The sequence below is a fragment of the Acinetobacter sp. WC-743 genome, from assembly GCF_000335555.1.
Taxonomy (GTDB): domain Bacteria; phylum Pseudomonadota; class Gammaproteobacteria; order Pseudomonadales; family Moraxellaceae; genus Acinetobacter; species Acinetobacter bereziniae.
In genome coordinates this window covers 1-18,683 of sequence record NZ_AMFQ01000052.1, presented here as the reverse complement: position 1 = coordinate 18,683, position 18,683 = coordinate 1, and the positions used below count along the sequence as shown (strand labels likewise).

18 protein-coding genes are annotated in these 18,683 nt (G+C 36.3%); 12 read left to right on the top strand and 6 right to left on the bottom strand.

Annotation, left to right across the window (positions count from 1 at the left end; translation table 11 throughout):
* The 11 genes from ACINWC743_RS07170 to ACINWC743_RS07120 form a co-directional block, all read left to right on the top strand.
* Nucleotides 1-2,155, top strand: a 2,155-nt coding sequence (locus ACINWC743_RS07170; protein ID WP_009584917.1) for a DUF2345 domain-containing protein, incomplete at its 5' end; no start/stop codon positions are given.
* The gene (locus ACINWC743_RS07165; RefSeq protein WP_227510918.1) at nucleotides 2,155-3,099 is read left to right on the top strand and encodes a DUF4123 domain-containing protein; all 945 of its coding nucleotides are present in this window, start codon (nucleotides 2,155-2,157) and stop codon (nucleotides 3,097-3,099) included. The genes ACINWC743_RS07170 and ACINWC743_RS07165, both read left to right, overlap by 1 nt.
* A gap of 10 nt (nucleotides 3,100-3,109) precedes the next feature.
* Nucleotides 3,110-5,968, top strand: coding sequence for a T6SS effector BTH_I2691 family protein (locus ACINWC743_RS07160; protein WP_009584931.1), 2,859 nt, complete (start codon nucleotides 3,110-3,112; stop codon nucleotides 5,966-5,968).
* Between the two features lie 15 nt (nucleotides 5,969-5,983).
* Complete coding sequence (locus ACINWC743_RS07155; protein ID WP_009584924.1) at nucleotides 5,984-6,808, top strand: putative type VI secretion system effector; 825 nt, start codon at nucleotides 5,984-5,986, stop codon at nucleotides 6,806-6,808.
* On the top strand, nucleotides 6,805-7,632 hold the full coding sequence (locus tag ACINWC743_RS24800; protein ID WP_009584920.1) for a putative type VI secretion system effector: 828 nt from the start codon (nucleotides 6,805-6,807) through the stop codon (nucleotides 7,630-7,632). The genes ACINWC743_RS07155 and ACINWC743_RS24800 overlap by 4 nt, the downstream gene beginning before the upstream one ends.
* Nucleotides 7,629-8,258 (top strand): putative type VI secretion system effector, encoded by a 630-nt coding sequence (locus ACINWC743_RS23800; RefSeq protein WP_009584922.1) that lies wholly within the window; start codon nucleotides 7,629-7,631, stop codon nucleotides 8,256-8,258. The genes ACINWC743_RS24800 and ACINWC743_RS23800 overlap by 4 nt, the downstream gene beginning before the upstream one ends.
* Nucleotides 8,222-8,443, top strand: coding sequence for a hypothetical protein (locus ACINWC743_RS24795; RefSeq protein ID WP_009584921.1), 222 nt, complete (start codon nucleotides 8,222-8,224; stop codon nucleotides 8,441-8,443). Before ACINWC743_RS23800 ends, ACINWC743_RS24795 begins: the two co-directional genes overlap by 37 nt.
* Nucleotides 8,440-9,267 carry a putative type VI secretion system effector gene (locus ACINWC743_RS07135; protein ID WP_009584919.1) on the top strand — a complete coding sequence of 276 codons (828 nt, stop codon included), beginning with the start codon at nucleotides 8,440-8,442 and terminating at the stop codon, nucleotides 9,265-9,267. The genes ACINWC743_RS24795 and ACINWC743_RS07135 overlap by 4 nt, the downstream gene beginning before the upstream one ends.
* Nucleotides 9,239-10,093, top strand: a complete 855-nt coding sequence (locus ACINWC743_RS07130; RefSeq protein ID WP_227510963.1) for a putative type VI secretion system effector — start codon at nucleotides 9,239-9,241, stop codon at nucleotides 10,091-10,093. Before ACINWC743_RS07135 ends, ACINWC743_RS07130 begins: the two co-directional genes overlap by 29 nt.
* A gap of 24 nt (nucleotides 10,094-10,117) precedes the next feature.
* Nucleotides 10,118-10,594, top strand: a complete 477-nt coding sequence (locus ACINWC743_RS07125; protein ID WP_035300581.1) for a hypothetical protein — start codon at nucleotides 10,118-10,120, stop codon at nucleotides 10,592-10,594.
* A gap of 35 nt (nucleotides 10,595-10,629) precedes the next feature.
* The gene (locus ACINWC743_RS07120; RefSeq protein ID WP_009584928.1) at nucleotides 10,630-11,133 is read left to right on the top strand and encodes an SMI1/KNR4 family protein; all 504 of its coding nucleotides are present in this window, start codon (nucleotides 10,630-10,632) and stop codon (nucleotides 11,131-11,133) included.
* A gap of 167 nt (nucleotides 11,134-11,300) precedes the next feature.
* Here the strand turns inward: ACINWC743_RS07120 and ACINWC743_RS07115 are convergent, their stop codons facing one another.
* From ACINWC743_RS07115 to ACINWC743_RS07090, 6 genes are all read right to left on the bottom strand, one after another.
* The gene (locus ACINWC743_RS07115; RefSeq protein WP_009584927.1) at nucleotides 11,301-12,245 is read right to left on the bottom strand and encodes a phosphatidate cytidylyltransferase; all 945 of its coding nucleotides are present in this window, start codon (nucleotides 12,243-12,245) and stop codon (nucleotides 11,301-11,303) included.
* Nucleotides 12,242-12,928 carry a lysophospholipid acyltransferase family protein gene (locus tag ACINWC743_RS07110; protein WP_046760757.1) on the bottom strand — a complete coding sequence of 229 codons (687 nt, stop codon included), beginning with the start codon at nucleotides 12,926-12,928 and terminating at the stop codon, nucleotides 12,242-12,244. The genes ACINWC743_RS07115 and ACINWC743_RS07110 overlap by 4 nt, the downstream gene beginning before the upstream one ends.
* A gap of 384 nt (nucleotides 12,929-13,312) precedes the next feature.
* Nucleotides 13,313-13,741 (bottom strand): hypothetical protein, encoded by a 429-nt coding sequence (locus tag ACINWC743_RS07105; RefSeq protein WP_005031764.1) that lies wholly within the window; start codon nucleotides 13,739-13,741, stop codon nucleotides 13,313-13,315.
* Nucleotides 13,738-15,093, bottom strand: a complete 1,356-nt coding sequence (locus ACINWC743_RS07100; protein ID WP_009584934.1) for a phosphatase PAP2/dual specificity phosphatase family protein — start codon at nucleotides 15,091-15,093, stop codon at nucleotides 13,738-13,740. Before ACINWC743_RS07100 ends, ACINWC743_RS07105 begins: the two co-directional genes overlap by 4 nt.
* A 76-nt stretch (nucleotides 15,094-15,169) precedes the next feature.
* On the bottom strand, nucleotides 15,170-16,918 hold the full coding sequence (locus tag ACINWC743_RS07095; protein WP_009584923.1) for a bifunctional alpha/beta hydrolase/class I SAM-dependent methyltransferase: 1,749 nt from the start codon (nucleotides 16,916-16,918) through the stop codon (nucleotides 15,170-15,172).
* Between the two features lie 29 nt (nucleotides 16,919-16,947).
* Nucleotides 16,948-17,583 carry a CDP-alcohol phosphatidyltransferase family protein gene (locus ACINWC743_RS07090; RefSeq protein WP_009584918.1) on the bottom strand — a complete coding sequence of 212 codons (636 nt, stop codon included), beginning with the start codon at nucleotides 17,581-17,583 and terminating at the stop codon, nucleotides 16,948-16,950.
* 159 nt (nucleotides 17,584-17,742) lie between these two features.
* Between ACINWC743_RS07090 and ybaK the strand changes: the two genes are divergently transcribed.
* Nucleotides 17,743-18,210 (top strand): Cys-tRNA(Pro) deacylase, encoded by a 468-nt coding sequence (ybaK, locus tag ACINWC743_RS07085; protein WP_004830613.1) that lies wholly within the window; start codon nucleotides 17,743-17,745, stop codon nucleotides 18,208-18,210.
* The last annotated feature ends 473 nt before the right edge of the window (nucleotides 18,211-18,683 follow it).

Here is an 18,683-nt window from a genome sequence, read left to right as displayed (position 1 = left end):
TGGTCTAACCAAAGACTATGATATTCGACCACTCATTATGCAGAATAATGAACGAGATATAGATCTTATTCAAAGGCTTCTAGCATCGGAAGGTGTGACGAGTTTAATTGATGAAGCTCAGCTTAAAGTCTCTCATTTTAATGAACCCATCCAGCCTCAAAAGCTTCGATTGATTGATGACAATACTCAATACGAAAGTTTAGAACGACGCACGATCCGCTTTCATCGAAGTTCGGCTATAGAGACTAGCGATTCGATTATCAATTTTACAGGACAACGCTCCCTTCAACCGACATCGGTACATATCCACCGTTGGCAAGCCGATATTCTTGAAACCGAAGAAGGTGCAGGCAATGTACAAAGCAAATATCAGCACAGTGACCAGTACGACAACGCCAGTCTAGGCTTAGAACAAGTATGGCACTTTAGCCCTGCATGGATACCTGATCTGAATGGGGAAGATGGTGCAACGCCATCGGGTAACAGTCAGATCGAACGCTTTAACCAAAACCTCAGCAACTACTACGATGCCCAAGCCAAACAATTCACGGCAATATCAACGGTACAAGATGCGCAGGTTGGTTATCACTTTGAACTTAACCAACATCCAAGTCTAGAGCTAAAAGATGTTGCCGATCGGCAATTTCTGATTTTATCCAAAACCTTTTATCACCAAAATAATTTACCCAAAGATCTCAGCAATCAAGTCGACACTTTGTTAAAACTAAGCCATTGGCAAATCTCCAATATCACCACAAACAATAACGAAGAACGCCAAGCCAATCAATTGGTGCTACAACGACGTAATATTACGGTTGTTCCTGAATATAATCCCTTAACCCAAAGACCCACAGCCCATCCAATGCGAGCGAGAGTGGTTGGTCCAAGTGGAGAAGAAATTCATGTGGATGAATGGGGACGTATCAAAGTTCGATTTTTATTTACTCGCAATGAAGACCACAGTCACGATAGTGGCGCAGGCGCGAACGACAATGATACCGACTCGGCTTGGGTCGATGTATTGACACCATGGGCAGGTGAAGGCTATGGGGCAAGGTTTTTACCGAGGGTTGGAGAGTTGGTCGTAGTTGACTTCTTTGCGGGGGATATTGACAGACCTTTTGTGGTGGGACGTATTCATGAAGGATACCTTTATCCAACCAAGTTTGATGATAAAGGCAAGTTGCCCGATACCAAGAAGTTGGCAGGGATTAAAAGTCGAGAATACAAAGGCAATGGTTATAATCAATTACGTTTTGATGATACCAACAACCAGATCAGTAGTCAGTTACACAGCAGTCATGGTGCAACTCAACTCAATCTTGGCAACCTCAGTCACCCAAAAGAAACAGAGACGAGTGAAGGGCGAGGAGAAGGCTTTGAGCTAAGAACTGATCAATGGGGCGCAATACGTGCAGGACAAGGCTTACTGCTGAGTACCCATACACAAGATGAGGCATCAGGCAATCATCTTGATGTCTCTGAAACGCAATCACAACTTGAATCGAGTCTCAACAACACAAAAGCTTTAAGTGAAGTTGCCAAACATCAACAAACTGATCCTTTAGAGGTTTTAGAAAATATCAAAGGTTTTATCGAAACTTTGACTGAACAAGATCCGAAAAAGGCAGATGCATTTAAATCCGCAGTGATGATGTTAACTTCACCGAATTCTATAGCTATGTCGACCAATAGCGACGTTCATCTTTCAGCAGATGGGCAAATCAGCCAGCAAGCAGGCGAAAGCATGAATCTCAGTACGCAGAAATCTTTGATTGCACATGCAAGTGCTAAAATCAGTCTTTTTGCGGCACAGGAAGGTGCAAGGCTATTTGCAGGAAAAGGTAAAATTGAGATTCAGGCACAAGGTGATGCAGCAGATCTGATCGCACGTAAAGGCATTCAAATTATTTCGACTGAAGACACGATTTATATCATTAGTCCAAAAGAAATTAAATTGATCAGTGATGGCACTGAATTAAAGCTCAATGGTTCGGGGGTGTTTGCAACCACAGGTGGTTTGTTTGAAGTAAAGTCTGGACAGCAGAAACTTACGTCGTCCGCTTCGATAAATCCACCTAGTATAGATTTGCCTGATTGCTCAGCAAAACAAGGACATGCCGCTCAAAATGGATCAGCAAAGGTGATCTTATGATGGCTGAGCATTACCTACAACAGACAAGCATTTTGCCTGAAAATAATTCAGTGGAAACGATTTATCAAAAAATGCAGACAGTGTTCTTTCAGCATGGTCGATTACTGGTACTGCTTGATGAGACTTTAGCACCAGATATCTTTGATGATCTAAAAAATAACTTGAGAGTAGATCAGATTATTTATATTCCGCTAGCTAAGGGGAATGGATATAAAGATACCAGTCTGTTTTTTATTGAAATATCAGATGAAAAGATATTGAAAGACATTGGATTTGAGCTGGCTGAACACTTACTCAAGCATTTTGATATTGCAAATGATCGGTACTTGGTTCACGGTTTTGGGGCTTCTCAATATGACAATGATGAATTAAATCGAAGATTTAAAAAGACATTGGTATTGCAAGATATAGAGTCCAAAATTTTATTTCGTTGGTACGACCCTCGTGTGATGATTTATTTAGATCAAATATTCAACGAATTGCAGTTAAATAGTTTATTGGCAAATTTTATCCAGTGGCATTTTATTCACCCGACGGGGTACTACCATTGGGAAAATATAGATCAGAAAAAATTACAACTTAAAGCGATCAACAAAATTAATGTGCAACAATCTCTACAACTGGATTTAATTGAAATCAGTAATACTGTTTTTAGGAAAGCACATGAATTAGAACAGATCGACAGTCATGATTTAAATCCTCAAAAGATTCTTAAAAACTTATATCAAGCTCATGAGCAATATCATATTAAAAAATATATTGATTTGCTAAGTTATGGTTTATATGCGGAGCTATTAGGGCAAGGCTTTATACAACATCCTCATGTTGTAAATGTGCTTAAACAGTATTGGAATATTGAACCTGAAAATTATAATTTTACCGAAGCGATGAATTTTATCGCTGAAGACGATTGGGCATTGATTAAAACAGAAATATTTGAATAAGGAGAATAATATGGGTGGTGATAAAGAAGCTTTCGCAAGAAAAGAAAATAAAAAAGCAGAACAACGTAGACAGCAAGAAGAGATTTTGGCTGCACCAAATGCGATTACCAAAGCAGCGAATGCTGCAATACAAGTCAATCAACAGACTTCTGATGCAAAAGGCAGTAAAGATCAATGTAATTTTTGCCGTAAATTAGGATTACAGATATTACCTTTACGTTACACCGTTACTCGAGATAAAGCACCTCAGCTTAATTCTCAGCTTGGAAAAAATGTAAAAAACGTTGCCTTGTCGTATTCACAATATACAACTGAAATGATCGATTCTGGTTATGTGTACGCCATGATCAAAAGAAAAAAAGGTTATGAATGGAGTGGCTACATCGTGACGCCAAAGGGATATTTGTCATCATTCCCATTGGACAAACCTGCACCCGTATCTGTACTTGAGTTTGCCTGTCAGGGAAATGAACATGCGGTATTTGCTTCATTTGTCACAGTTGAATATATTGCAACAAATTTGGCAGAAAAAGCGTATTTGATTTATACCCATGCGCCCATGACTGATAAAAAAAGAGAGGAATATCAAGCCAAAGCGGATGAATATGTCAGTTCAGGTAAATGGCAGTCTGTGGATGTTGCAGCATGGGCGAAAGGAACGTCTCAACAGCAACATTGTTTAAACAACACGACCTTAAAGGATGGTATCAGCCAGCCTTTTTCATTTGGTACTGATCGTTGGAAGCAGCTCGTGAAGAAATTCACCGAAAAGCCGAAAGCTTTTTCAGCTGTTGTGTTATATGATCCCGTTGGAATCACGATAAAATTAAATGAATATCGAAATGAAGCTTATGTCCCTGTAGATGACTATTTAGAAGCAAAAGATAAATATGGTGTCACCAATCAGCGTAAACTGGACTCCGTACAACGCGTGAAAAGCATAGAAGGTTCATTGCTTAAAAATAAGGAAAAAATCGTACAGCGCGAAAATGAAATTCATGAACAAACAGCACCCGCCATTGAAATAAGATATAAAAGCAATTTAAATGCGATTGAGCAACGACTTATCTATGCGAGGAAATGGAATAATACAGCAGAAATTGAGCAACTTGAACAAAGCAAAAAATTGTTGATCGAAGAACATGAACGTACCATGAAAAAACGGGCGGGTCACGGTGAAGAAGTTGGGGAAGCCAATTACCAAACTGACCGCAAAGTTCTACTCGATCATTTAAACTATAAAGAAATTGAAGCGTTTAAGCAGGAAGTAGCTCAAAAATATGACACAGCTTTAAAGGTTGCCAATCAACGTGCTCAAGAACATTTAAATTGGGTGGTTTCTGAAAGTTTATTGGATGCTTTAGATGCCTATGATCAAAAGGATTTACAGAGTGGATGTGCTTTTAAAGCGCATGTAGCGACCATGCTATTTGGAATGGAAGGTGCTGAAGCAGGCGCAAAACAGTTGGATGACTGGATTAAAAAACCAGATTATGAGCGTAAAAATTTATTTATACGTGGTTTGTATAGTAATCAGTTAGAAGCCAAAGCCAAGCATGAAGAACTGAAAAAAGCTGCAACAGATTTTACCGCTGTGGGTATAAAAGCCATGAAAGGCACAATCGACTTTTTAAAGAAAACCGATTCTGCATGGGATGAATGGGCAAGAAATCAGGGCATAGACAAGAACAAAGGCAATATTGCATTTTCTAAAGTCGAAAAAAAGGTCATGCTGTATGTTTCTAACTTTGCCCGTGTTGTATTTCGGGCAGGTATGGGGTCAACTGCTGAAAGTCGATTTGTCGCTGCAATTTCGCAAAAACTGTTGTTTGCTCAGATGGGGGAGTTGGCAGGAAAACTAAGATTTGATCAAGTTGTATATAATATAAACCCTGAAAAACTAAACTCTGGAAATATCAAACTCAGTCCTGAATTTGGTGAAAGGGTCGGTGGTCAGCTTTCAAAAAATACAAAGGAAGCAACAATGCGTTCTTTGGATGTATTGATCGATGATGCGATGGCAAAAAAGCAACAAGTGGCATTAACTTTAGAAGAAATTGAAAAAGCGGGTAGTAAAGGTATGGTGAACCATACCAACAATTATCATCAGGTGCGCGCATCAGGCATTCTTGTATTTTTAGAGGCGATTAATTTAACGCATATGCTTAGCTCTGGAAAATATAAGGATAATGTACAAATTGCAGCTTTGGTGGCATCTGTATCCGCATTGATGGCTTTTGCTTTGGATATATTCTATGGTTTGGCAAAAGGGGTGCGTGAAGTTGCAACTCAAACTAGCTATGGTGGTGCAGGCGCAGCAGCCACACGAGGCGCAGCAAATATTCAAAGAGCGGGTATTAAATGGGCGGCAGGGAGTTTAAGTGCTTTTGCAGGTGGCATTACAGCATGGTTAGATTATAAAAAGTTTGAAAGTTTAGAAGAAAAAAATGAAGTTTCTAAGGGATTGATAGTTTTGTATGCAACTAGATCACTCACAGGTGTTGTAAATGTATTTCTAGGTGTTTTGGTGGCTTTGACTTATATAGGTCCATTAATGGAATATCTAAAACGTGTGGGAGGCAGTCCATTGATTCAAAAAATTGGAGCTAAAGTTTTTGGTGAAACTATTGCTAAATATAGTGTTAAAAAGCTTACTCAAGAGATCGTCCGTAATGCTTTATTACGTGTTATTGCATGGGCAAGTGGTATAGGATTAATTTTAACTTTAGCAGAGGTCTCTTTTTTGATATACAGGGAAGCTACAAAGCTTCAACGTTGGTGTCAGTATTCTACTTTTAGAAGTTTAAAGACCAATCAGCTGATGTCGGAACAACAAGAAATAGAAGATTTTCAAACCTTATTTGCATAATAGAGCAGTCATAATATGAGTTTTAAAAAAACAGATCGAATCATTGATGAATTGGCAGATCGGCTTTTTATCGTTGAAGGGGAGGTAACCGATCTGTTAACCAGTGAAACCATGCAAAATTTAAATGCCAATATGCAAACAGCTACAGGTACAATAGCGTTGGGTTCGGCACTAGTCGGACAGATCGGTACAGCTGCTTTAGCCAGTTTTGCTGCTAGTGATGAAGGGATAGAGGTAAATGATTTTGCTATAGAAATCACTGAAAGCAGTAATCAAAAGCATTACTTTAAAGGGTGCTTTCCAGTGGTCATATTTAAAAAAGGCGATATGGTTAAAGTGATTGCAGAACCACTTTCGGGTCAAAATAAATATGCTCGAGCCACTGCAATAATTGATCAAAAAAGTAATTATATATGGACTGGGCAAGAAGTTGTAAAAGGAAGAATGCAATATCGCTTTTTCGGTATGAAGCTAGGAGGGGGATTAGGATTAGGTGCTGTCTTAATATTTTCTATATTTTCTTTGTTTAGCAAATATGGAATTCATCTTTTGCTAAGATATTATATTATAATTACTTTTTTTATTTTTATTTTTATTTTTATTTTTATTGGCTGGCGAGTAGGTGTAAGCTTTGATGAACAAAGTGTTGAGTTAGAGGCAATACTAAAAAAACTCGGATTTAATAAGCCCAGTATGGCAAATTTAAATGATTTCTCAGTTTTCTCAATGAACATAAAGAACAAAATAAAAAGAGACGAATATCCTGATCGTTGGGAGCAATATACTTATCGTTTAGACTTAGCTAAGCAATATGATGAAGAAAAATATGGAAAAAAATGAGCTTTAAAAAGACAGACCGAATGATTGATGAATTGGCAGATCGGCTTTTTATTGTTGAAGGTGAAGTCACAGACTTATTGACCAGTGAAACCATGCAAAACTTAAATGCCAATATTCAAACGGCTACAGGTGCAATAGCGGTGGGTTCAGCATTGGTTGGACAAATAGGAAATGCTGCTTTAGCCAGTTTTGCAGCCAGTGATGAAGGGATTGAAGTCAGTGATTTTGCTTTAGAACTTACAGATAAAAATAATCAAAAGCATTACTTTAAAGGCTGTTTTCCTGTGGTCATATTTAAAAAGGGCGATATGGTTAAAGTGATTGCAGAACCACTTTCAGGTCAAAATAAATATGCTTATGCAGTAGCTGTTATTGATCAACAGAACAATTATACATGGACTGGGCAAGAGGTTGTTAAAGGAAGGATTCGCTATAGAGTTTTTGTAATGAAATTATTTGGAGCCATTAGTATCATTGTAGTAATTTTTGCTTTGCTTTTTGATTTTTTTATAACAAATTCAATAAAGCAAATGTTAATTAATAATATTGGTATTCAAATCATTTCTTTTTCATTTATATTAGTTTTTATATTCATTGGTTGGCGAGTAGGTGCTAGCTTTGATGGTCAAAGTATAGAATTAGAAGCAATATTAAAAAAATTAGGATTTAATAAACCTAGTCGAATGGATTTACAACATTATGCTCTCAATGATTTGAGTTGGAAAAATAAAGATAAAGATTTTATCCATGAGCGTTGGAAAGATTATACCTACCGTATTGATTTAGCCAAACAAAATGACGAAGAAAAATATGGAAAAAAATGAGCTTAAAAAAAACAGACAAAATCATTGATGAATTGGCAGAAAGACTGTTTATTGTTGATGGTGAAGTTACTGACCTCTTAACCAGTGAAACCATGCAAAACTTAAATGCCAATATGCAAACGGCTACAGGTGCAATCGCGGTGGGTTCAGCACTGGTCGGACAAATTGGGAGTGCCGCTTTAGCCAGTTTCGCTGCCAGTGATGAAGGGATAGAGGTAAGTGATTTTGCTATAGAAATCACTGATAGCAGTAATCAAAAGCATTATTTTAAAGGGTGTTTTCCTGAAGTTAATTTTAGAATTGGTGACAATGTTAAAGTTATGGCTGAGCCTTTTACAACAAAATATTCAATAGTAAAAGCAGTTATTGAACCAAAAAATCAATATATATGGACAAGTCAACAAATTATAAAAGGGAGAATAAGATATAGGATATTTGGGATAAAATTAATAGGTGGTGCAGGGATATTTGTCATGATGATTTTTATTTTATTTTCTCTATTTGAGGATAATGGTATATCATTTCTTTTAAGCCAACCTATACTTATCTCTTTTTTTGTTTATTTATTTGTTTATTTATTGGATGGAAAGTGGGTGCAAGCTTTGATGAACAAAGTGTTGAGTTAGAGGCAATATTAAAAAATTTGGATTTTAATAAACCAAGTATGGCAAGTTTAAATGATTTTTCAGTTTCATCAGTAAATAGAAAGAATAAAGTAAAAATGGATGAGTATCCAGATCGTTGGGAGCAATATACTTATCGTTTAGACTTAGCTAAGCAATATGATGAAGAAAAATATGGGAAAAAATGAGTTTAAAAAAAACAGATCAAATGATTGATGAATTGGCAGATCGGCTTTTTATCGTTGAAGGAGAAGTCACAGACTTATTGACCAGTGAAACCATGCAAAACTTAAATGCCAATATGCAAACGACAACAGGTGCAATAGCGGTTGGTTCAGCACTAGTCGGACAAATTGGGAGTGCCGCTTTAGCCAGTTTCGCTGCCAGTGATGAAGGGATCGAGGTAAGTGATTTTGCTATAGAAATCACGGATAATAGTAATCAAAAGCATTACTTTAAAGGGTGTTTCCCAGTGGTCATATTTAAAAAAGACGATATGGTTAAAGTCATTGCAGAACCACTTTCGGGACAAAATAAATATGCTCGTGCAGTAGCTGTTATTGATCAACAGAACAATTATACATGGACTGGGCAAGAGGTTGTTAAAGGAAGGATTCGCTATAGAGTTTTTGGGATGAAGATGACGGGGGCGGTTTGTGTATTTGTGATGTTTGCACAACTCATCTTAGATTATTTCATATCTGATTCACTAGATCAAATGTTAATGGCTAAGCTTGGTATTCAAATAAATATTTTAATTATAATGTTTATTTGCTTGTTTATTGGTTGGCGAGTAGGTGCTAGCTTTGATGGTCAAAGTATAGAACTAGAAGCAATATTAAAAAGATTAGGATTTAATAAACCCAGTCGAATGGATTTACAAACTTTTGCATTGAGTGATTTAAGTTGGAAAAATAAAGAAAAAGATTTTATCCATGAGTGTTGGAAAGATTATACCTATCGTATTGATTTAGCCAAAAAATATGATGAAGAAAAATATGGGAAAAAATGAGTTTAAAAAAACAGACAAAATCATTGATGAATTGGCAGAAAGGCTGTTTATTGTTGAGGGTGAAGTCACAGACTTATTGACCAGTGAAACCATGCAAAACTTAAATGCCAATATGCAAACGGCTACAGGTGTAACAACTGTCGATTCTGCACTTATTAGACAGATCGGTACAGCTACATTAGTCAGTTTTGCTACGAGTGATGAATATATTGAGGATAGTGATTTTGCTTTAGAACTCACAGACAAAAATAACCAACAGTATTACTTCGTTGGGTGTTTTCCTGAAGTAATATTTAAAACAGGAGATACAGTGAAAGTTATTGCAAAAGAACTACATGGTGAGAAAAAGTATGCACGGGTTAATACAATAATAGATCATAAAAATAATTATATGTGGACAGGGCAAGAAGTAGTTAAAGGGCGACTAAGACATAGAGTTTATGGAATGAAAATACTGGGTGGAACTTATTTATTTATATTAATTGTGCAATTTATACTTAATTACTTTAACTTTCATTCAATAGGTGAAATGTTAAATGCTAAATCAGGTATTCAAATAAATATTTTAGTTGTAATGTTTATTTGCTTATTTATTGGTTGGCGTATAGGAGTTAGTTTTGATGTTCAAAGTATAGAATTAGAAGCAATATTAAAAAAATTAGACTTTAATAAACCTACTATGGTAAGTTTAAATGATTTTTCAGTTTCTTTAATAAACAAAAAAAATAAAATAAAAGGCAAAAAGTCTTCTGATCGTTGGGAGCAATTTACTTATCGTTTAGACCTAGCAAAAAAATATGATGAAGAAAAATATGGGAAAAAATGAAATTATAAAAAAGATGGAGCTAATATGATGATTAAATATATTTCTACATTCTGCCTATGCCTTTATAGTTGTGTATCTTATGCTTGTACAAGTTTGAATGTAAAACTGGAAAATACAAGCACATTGATTGTACGGAAAGATAAGAACATAAAAAAAATAAATTTAGGTGAAATTAACGGATATAAAACTAATTGTAATAATAGTTATTTAGTAGTTTGGGGAATTCCTAAGAAATTCAAAAATAGTTCCCCTCAAAATAATGAAGTTGTTTTTTATAATTTGTATAATAAAAAGCAGAGAGTTGTTAAGACAAGTCATGCCATATTCGATGTTGATTTTTATAAAACTGAAGATAAAGCAATTTTAAATTCAGCAACTACGAATACTGAAATTAATTTAAAGACGGGAGAACAAAGTGACTTCCCAGAAATAAGCCAATCCACTTTAAACCAACTAGTAGTTTGTAAAAATTTAACTCAATTTAAAAGATACAAAGAGTAGTAGTTACAGTGTCTTAGATAAAAAAGGATTTAGTCTTGAGAATTAAATTATTAGAAGTATTGACTAAGAATAACTGGAATATTGAAGAGAGATCTTACAAAGGAGATGAAAATATCCCTGGGTTTAATCATTTACCTATTGAGTTACAAGAAATTCTTATGAATTATAAAACAATAAGCAATCCAAGTGATGTTGCTTGGTTTTTTACAGTTGCCGAAATTACAGGTGAAACAGAATCTGAGTTCGATTGGGAAGAACTTAGACAACAAAGCTTAGATGCAGCAATGAATGATGTAGAAATTAACAGAATTAATAATTTTTGGGATCATCATTTTTGCTTTTTGATGTCAGTTAAAAATGGTTACTCATATTTGGCAATTTGTTTAGAAGGCAAAAATAAAAATAAGGTTGTGTATGGTTATGAACCTGAATATGAAGAAGTCGATGTCATCTTTGATTCATTTGATGATTTTTCCAATACACTTATAAAATATATATCAAACCAAAGCAGATTCAGAGTTTTTGATCAAATATTTTAAACGTAATAGACCTCTGGCATTGTTTGAGATTCGAGTAGGGATGGCTTTTGATTTAGAAGCTGTCGCATCAAGCACAAATGAGCAAAAACCTACTTTCGCAAAAGACCTAATATAAAATATTTGAACTTTTACTCTTCACTTGTTACAGATTAGCCGATAATGGCAGATTAACTCCACCAATATCTTAAAATATGGAAAAAGATCGGTGCTGAGAAACAAATAGAATCAATACGATCTAGCATACCGCCATGACCGTGAATCAATTGTCCCCAATCTTTAACACCACGATCACGTTTGATTGCAGACATAACCAAACCACCAAAGAAACCAAAAATACACACCACAAGACCAATAAATGCTGCCTGTAAATAACTAAACGGAGTTAACCATGCCATAGCAACACCTAAAGCCGTGGCTAAGATGATACCACCAAGTAAACCCTCGACAGTTTTAGACGGAGATAAAACAGGGGCAACCTTGTGTTTGCCAAAAAGCTTTCCGCACACATATTGCAAAACATCAGAGGCCTGCACAACCATAATTAACCAGATTGCCAGCCAAATCGGTTCACCCTTAAAACCGTGTAATTTTAAATTGAGTAGTGCAGGAACATGAGAAATACAGAAAACACAGACCATCAACCCCCATTGAATTTTTGAACTACGTTCAAGAAAATGTTTGGTGTCTTCTTGTTTTAAACTGGCAATCGGAATCAGTAAAAACACATACAATGGAATAAAAATAGAATATAAGCCATACCAGTCGATAGCGATTAAATAGTATTGATATGGAATCACAAAATAAAATGCAATCAACAGCGGAAAGTAATCACCACGACGTGTCGGCAATAGACTGGTAAACTCACGCAATGCAAAAAGTGAAATAATGCCAAATAAGATAATAAATGCAGTTTGACCAAGCAGAATTGCTGCACCAATGACAATTAACATCACCCACCAAGCATTAATTCTCGCATTTAAATTATCAATGACTGGTGCAGGCTGATGTCCAGCTTTTTGTTTAAGAATAAATCCGACTGAGGATGCAAAAACCAAAATACCAGCAAAAATACCAAATAAAAGATAGGTTTTATGTAGATTATCAACAATCATTGATTTTCAACCTCTTTTAATTGCAATAGTTGTTTTTGGGCATAGTCGATAAAAGTCGTCTTATCCATCTCTAAATGTTGTTCTAAAGGGCAACCAAAACATACTGTAGATAACAACGGTAAAGGAATAAATGAACCTTTAGGCATGACACGTCTTAAGTTTGAAATCCAAACTGGAACGATTTCGATTTCTGGAAATTGCTTATGCAGGTTATAAAGACCACTTTTAAATGGCAGTAACTCAACATCATCATCCAAATTACGTGTGCCTTCAGGAAAGAAGATAATCGAGTATCCTTGTGCAAGTGCATCTTTTACAGGCTGTAATGGATCAGAACCATCCTCACGGTTACGTTGAATGGTGACCCCATTAAAAGTATCTTTAATCAAAAATTGGCGAAAACCATCTTTCAGCCAATAATCTGATGCTGCAACGGGTTTGGTCTTGCGACGCATTAATTTTGGCAGTGAAGACCACAATAAAATAAAGTCGATATGACTGTTATGATTGGCGTAGTAGATTCTTTGTTTCATTTCAGGCTGACAACCAATCCACAAACTACGTGCGCCTGTGATCAGTCGTGCGCCACGTCGGGTCAGAAATGCAATAAAACGAGCAACTGAGCTTGAAGCAAAATTTCCGCGAGGTGTCTCTAAGCTCTGCATTTTGTTGAGTGCAGGCATATTATTTTCTATTTTTTGATCTTGTTCAGGACGCTGTTCGGGTAACTGATTCATTGTTTAAGCCAATTGATATTTAATCTTTTTTGTACTGTTCATATGATATTGAAATGATGAAAACTTAAATTTCTGCTTTAAAAAAGAGCAGAATAATATTGAATTCAACAGCCCCACATGATCGATTTTAAATTAACGCTTTTGAATAAATAGTAAAAATCATTTATATCACAATATTAATTTATCATTTTTACTTTTTAAATCATAGCCTAACTTGAAGCAATTTCATTATCTTAGTCCTTCAAATACAGCGATTTTCATGGCTTTGCTTTGGTCGAAGTTAAAGAAAGAAAACCTAACTACCGTCTATATTCTGACTCAAATGCTCACTTAAATGATTCGATAAATTAAAATAATTAAAACCAGATACTGTATCAATACTAAGGCAATTTGCAGCTTGATTAAGCGAAAACAGCCAGCAAAACGCAGTGTCCAATCTCGACCGACTTTATTTTGCGGAAGAAGTTTCATTTCAAGTAAGCTTTGATCGAATTGCTGAGTAAGATGTTCAATGCTATCAGCTCTAGATTGGATCGCCAGCATTTCAATCAATTCCGCATCAAATTTGACACGGAATGAAAGGTAATGATGAACAGCCATGAGCAATAATGTAATGACAATGAATATCCAAAGCTCTATCGTTTGCCAACCTTTAAATAAAATCGCAAAAATAGATAAAGCAAAAGCAACATAGCCAGAAAGTAGCAAACCACCAGTTGCAGATAAAAGCTTGGCAACAATGAAAAATTTCATTTTCATGGCGCCAAGCCTTTTAATTTGAGTTGATAAATTTCAAGCTCTTCAATTTGTGGTGCTTTTAATACCACCCACGGACGTGCCTTGCGGATGATTTCAACGACTTCTTCAACAGTGCTGTCTTGGTTTTGTTGCATTAACCAAGCACTGAGTAGTGCGCTGCTTCTTGAATATCCAAGGGCGCAACAGATGAGAATGTTTTGCGATGGCGTGCCATCAATTTTGGTGAGTAAGAGATTGAATTGATTTACCGCATACTCAAGTTGATTGGCTTGCAAAGGAATCAAATCAAGACTTGGATACTGTTGATATTTAGATCCACTGTTTAAGGGTAATTCTGCAATACAGTCAAATACTGCGGTATATTTTTCGCTGTCCTTTTGAGTGGGGATACGCCCAATAAAGATTTTTCTATGCTCTGAGTCAATGACCAATGAATCTTCAGGATTTTTTTTAGTCCAAATTCGGCTATTGAGCCACGCAAAAATAAGGTACGGTGCAAGTAAAATCTGTGCAGCGATGGTCATCTTTCCATTGGTTTGCTTTTGGAAAAAATGAGGACGTACAAAACTATAACTATGTGCAACGATAAATAAGCTGACCGCTGGGTAGATTAACCATAATCCCCAAGGGTTTAACTCATAGGCTAAGATCAAAAAAATTACAGCACCACACAGGTAGTAACTGCCTAGTTTTAAATGTTTTGCCGTTAGCTGTTGTAAGCCATCTTTTCTAAATGGTGATTTAACGGTTATTGGGAATAACCATAAACACAAAGCACCGACTAAAATTCCTGTAGTAAGATCAATAAAGTGATGTTGCCATGTCGTGAGGATGGACAGTCCGATCAACGCACTCCAAAAGTCCACCAAGTATTTCCATGAACCTTGTACATGTCGACGATAAAAATCCCAAAGAATCACTAAAAGAACAATATGCAAAGAAGGTGCTTGGTTAAAAGGCTTGTCAAAACCCATCAGCACATCAAACCATAGTCCAAAAAAACCATCTAAGGCAGGGCGTTCAAAACTAAATTTTAACGGGAACAATAAAAAGCAACTGATCGAAATCACTTGTGCTAAAAACAATCTGAGCGCCTGTTGTTTCAGTTCAAATTTGTTCCAGCACAGTAACAGAGACAGACCATAAAACAGGTCAATTGACCAGTAAGGCACAATAGTCCAAGCCCAAAGTGGAATATGCTTTTCCCAGTCAAATACAATACTTGGAACATAGGCGAGTCCAGAAGCATACTGATTCGCAAAACCATAGGTCAGAAAAAAGAATGGTGCCAGGAAAACCAAGCAGAGTAAGCCCCATTTCCATGTTCCTGTTTCTTTGATGAGTGTTGGCATATAACATCCATTATTATTTTATTCGTGATGGCTGAATAAAATTAATATCCAGCCATGAATTTTAATGACAGTTTTTTTATAGCTTTTGTGCCACTGAAACTGTAAATATTCCAAACTCATCAATGCACTGATCGACTTTTTTAAAGCCAGCAGCTTCAACGAGTGCATCCATTTCAGCTTGTGAACGTAAACGCATCACCCATGCATCACCTTGACGATGTGAAGTGAGCGCACGAGCAATAAACTCTTGTTGTGGATGCCAGATTTGACCTGTATAAATCAAGTAACCATCTTTTAGAACAGCTTTGCTTAACCCATCGAGTGACTGACGCAATAAATCATTATCACTAAATAACTCATATAAACCAGATACCACAGCGAGTGATGGTTTTGGTTTTACCGATGCCAGAGATTGAGTATCAAAAGCATCTGCTTGAACAAATTCTGCAATATCAGTTAAGCCACGTTCAGCAATCATTTTCTGTCCAGCAGCTACATTAATGTCACTATAGTCACGAAGCAGAATTGACTCAGGCTGTTTCGGCAATTGAGCAACCGCATCTAAAATATAGCGCCCATGACCTGATGCAATATCCATAATTCGAAGTGGTTTACGCTTTTTAATCAGAATATCAGCGTACTTTTGCAGTAAAGATTCGATATTTTGTTTGCGTACTCGGATACCACGCCAACCAATTGCATTGAGATATTGACGATCAATAATTTTACCAATCGGGTTGCTACTTTCGGTTTGATTACGATAAACAAAATCTAAAGTACTGCCTGAGTCATAACCCGTATCTTCACCAATTTTTAAACCTTGAGAGAAATGACTACCTATTTTTAGGTTCTTTTTGGTGACTTCCCAAAATGCATTTTTGATTGATTTAGCCGGTAATGGTGAGCTGAGATCTTCTGCAATTGCGCAGCTTGGACCAATTTTATCGGCATTTAAAACATCAGGTGCCTGATAAGCAGTCGCAAAACATTGTTGAATAAAGCGACGTATTTTCTCCGTTGCAATATGTCGGTCTTTTTCACCTAATGTATCGTGAAAGAAACCATCTAAAATGTGTAATTCTTTCTTCGGATGCGGAAGCTTTTGATAAAACTCACGTTGTGGTTTTTGGAAAACGACAAAATCTGAGCCTGAGCATAATACTTGTGTTGGTACAAAAATATTTTGTGAGTCAGCAACAATGCGTTTTGAGGCATCGTAAAGCCCGAGTAACATTCTTACCGAAATCGCTTTGGCAATCTTCGGGTCAGTATCGTAGCTTTGCGCTCGATCTTCATCATGAGTCAGCATTTTGGCTTTGACATAACTTTGAATAAAGAAGTTACCACGTAGCTTTGCCATGACTCTTAAACTCGGTTCAGCAAAAGGAACATAAAGCTTAATGTCAAATGCTGGCGAAGCTAAGCACAAGGCACGAATTTTAGGAGCATAGTCGTGCACCCATGTAGCTGCGAGTACCGCGCCCACACTTTGTGCAACAACTGCAATATTCTCTGGGTCAATGGCATAGTTTTGCTGAATATGCTGAACAAAGTATTGAATATCTTTAACACAAGCAGAAAAGCTTGGGGCATCTCCACGTTCGCCTGGAGAGTCACCATGACCTCGGGCATCCCATGCAAAGAAATCAAAATCTGGAAGATTAAGTTCCTCAACTAAATGTGCCATACGTCCAGAATGTTCATGACCACGATGAAATAAGATAATGGCTTTTTTTGTTTCCGATGGTGATTGTGTTGCCCAATGTTGGTAGAACAATGCTGTGCCATCGTGACTGGTGAAGGTGTGGTGACTATTGTTATACATAGCAATTTACCCTGAAAGATGAAACTATTTTATGAAGCTGTTTTTAAACTATTTTTAATTCGGTTATAGATTGTTAAAGCGAGTAACACACCCATTAGGCTGAGTATGCCATTACAGATTAAACTGAGTAGTTGTAAATTTGTATTAAACAGTGGGAAAAATACAATGACCACAGTTATTAAGCTAAACCAAAATGCTCGGTCACTTTTTCCCATAGGACCATCATAACGACGTTGTTGACCGATCAGAGGTGCCATGACACCTGTATACTCACTTAAAATAGCAAGGAAAGCCACCAATAACAGTAATTTTGCATGGATAAAAGCAAAAGCAATTAGACAGACATAGAGTGCTGTATCTGCAATAACATCACTTAATTCATTGTAAAAAGCACCTAAATTGGATTGTTGATTAAATTCTCGTGCCAACATGCCATCAATTGCATTAAAAGCCATTCGAATCAGCATCCACAACGGAAACAATAACAACCACCAATTCACAGGATGATTCAAATAATATAAGTATAAAAAAATGCTTAAAGCCAATGAAATAAACATCGCAAAAAGTGTCACTTGATTGGCAGTTACACCTCGCTTAAAAAGCCATTGTACTAAGGGGCGGAGTAAGTTTTGAAAGGCTGGTTTTAATTGATAGATAGATGGCATTGTTCTATTAAAATAAAGTCTTTGTGGTAATTTTAATCAGGTTGTTCAAGATTTTACAAGCGATAATTTTAAGCGACGAATGTTGAAAACGAATTTAAAAATTTTAACAATCGTCCTATAATTTCAATATCTTTTTAATTTCCATATCTTGTTGATCATATGACACCTGCTTGTAAAGTTTTAAAATCAAATAAAATTGAATTTTCTATCCATGAATATGAACATGATGTGAACGCCAAGAGTTTTGGCTTAGAAGCGGCGGAAAAACTAGGCTTAAACGTTGAAGAAGTGTTTAAAACACTAATGGTGACTGATGATAAAAATTATTTTGTCGCTGTTGTTCCAGTGAATCATCAACTGAATTTGAAGAAAGTGGCAAGTGCTTTTGGCTGTAAAAAATTGCATATGGCAGATCCTAAAGATGCTGAGCGCTTAACTGGCTATTTAGTCGGTGGCATTAGCCCTGTTGGTCAGAAAAAACGCTTAAAAACCGTCATAGATGCAAGTGCAGCGTCATTAGTAAAAATTTATGTCAGTGGTGGAAAACGAGGTCTGGATATTGGCGTGAAGCCACAAGATTTGGCACAGGTTTTGGGTGCAAATTTTGTAGATGTTTTGGATATCTAAGCTTTCTTTAGCGAAGAATTAAAAAATATTATTCATGATATTTTTAATTATTTTTTAAAATCTCCTTTTTGAACAAGCAGAATAGCCATCAGTTCAAACTTTCTTCTATCTAAAGGAAAAGCAAGTTTTTTAGGTCGATTTATATTCATCGTTAAATAGGGTCTGTGGAAAATTCGTCTATGTTTGCGACTAGGTGTGTTTTTTAGGCGATTCTAGGCGCGAAATACGAAATTTAGTCATTCTAAATGAGTACTTCGTAACGACGAAGCGACAAAAAACACACTAGTCCCCGCTACGCCTTGCGCTGCAAACAAAGCAGTGCTTTGTTCTTGCTCAGGGTTGTGGCTAAAATTATCTCAGGCTACGTTATGAAATTTAAAAATAGTCTCGCTATTCTCTTCATTTCATGCCTTACCTGCTCAATTTTAACCTACAACGCAAGCCATTTATGAAATGTCCACAGACCCTAAATG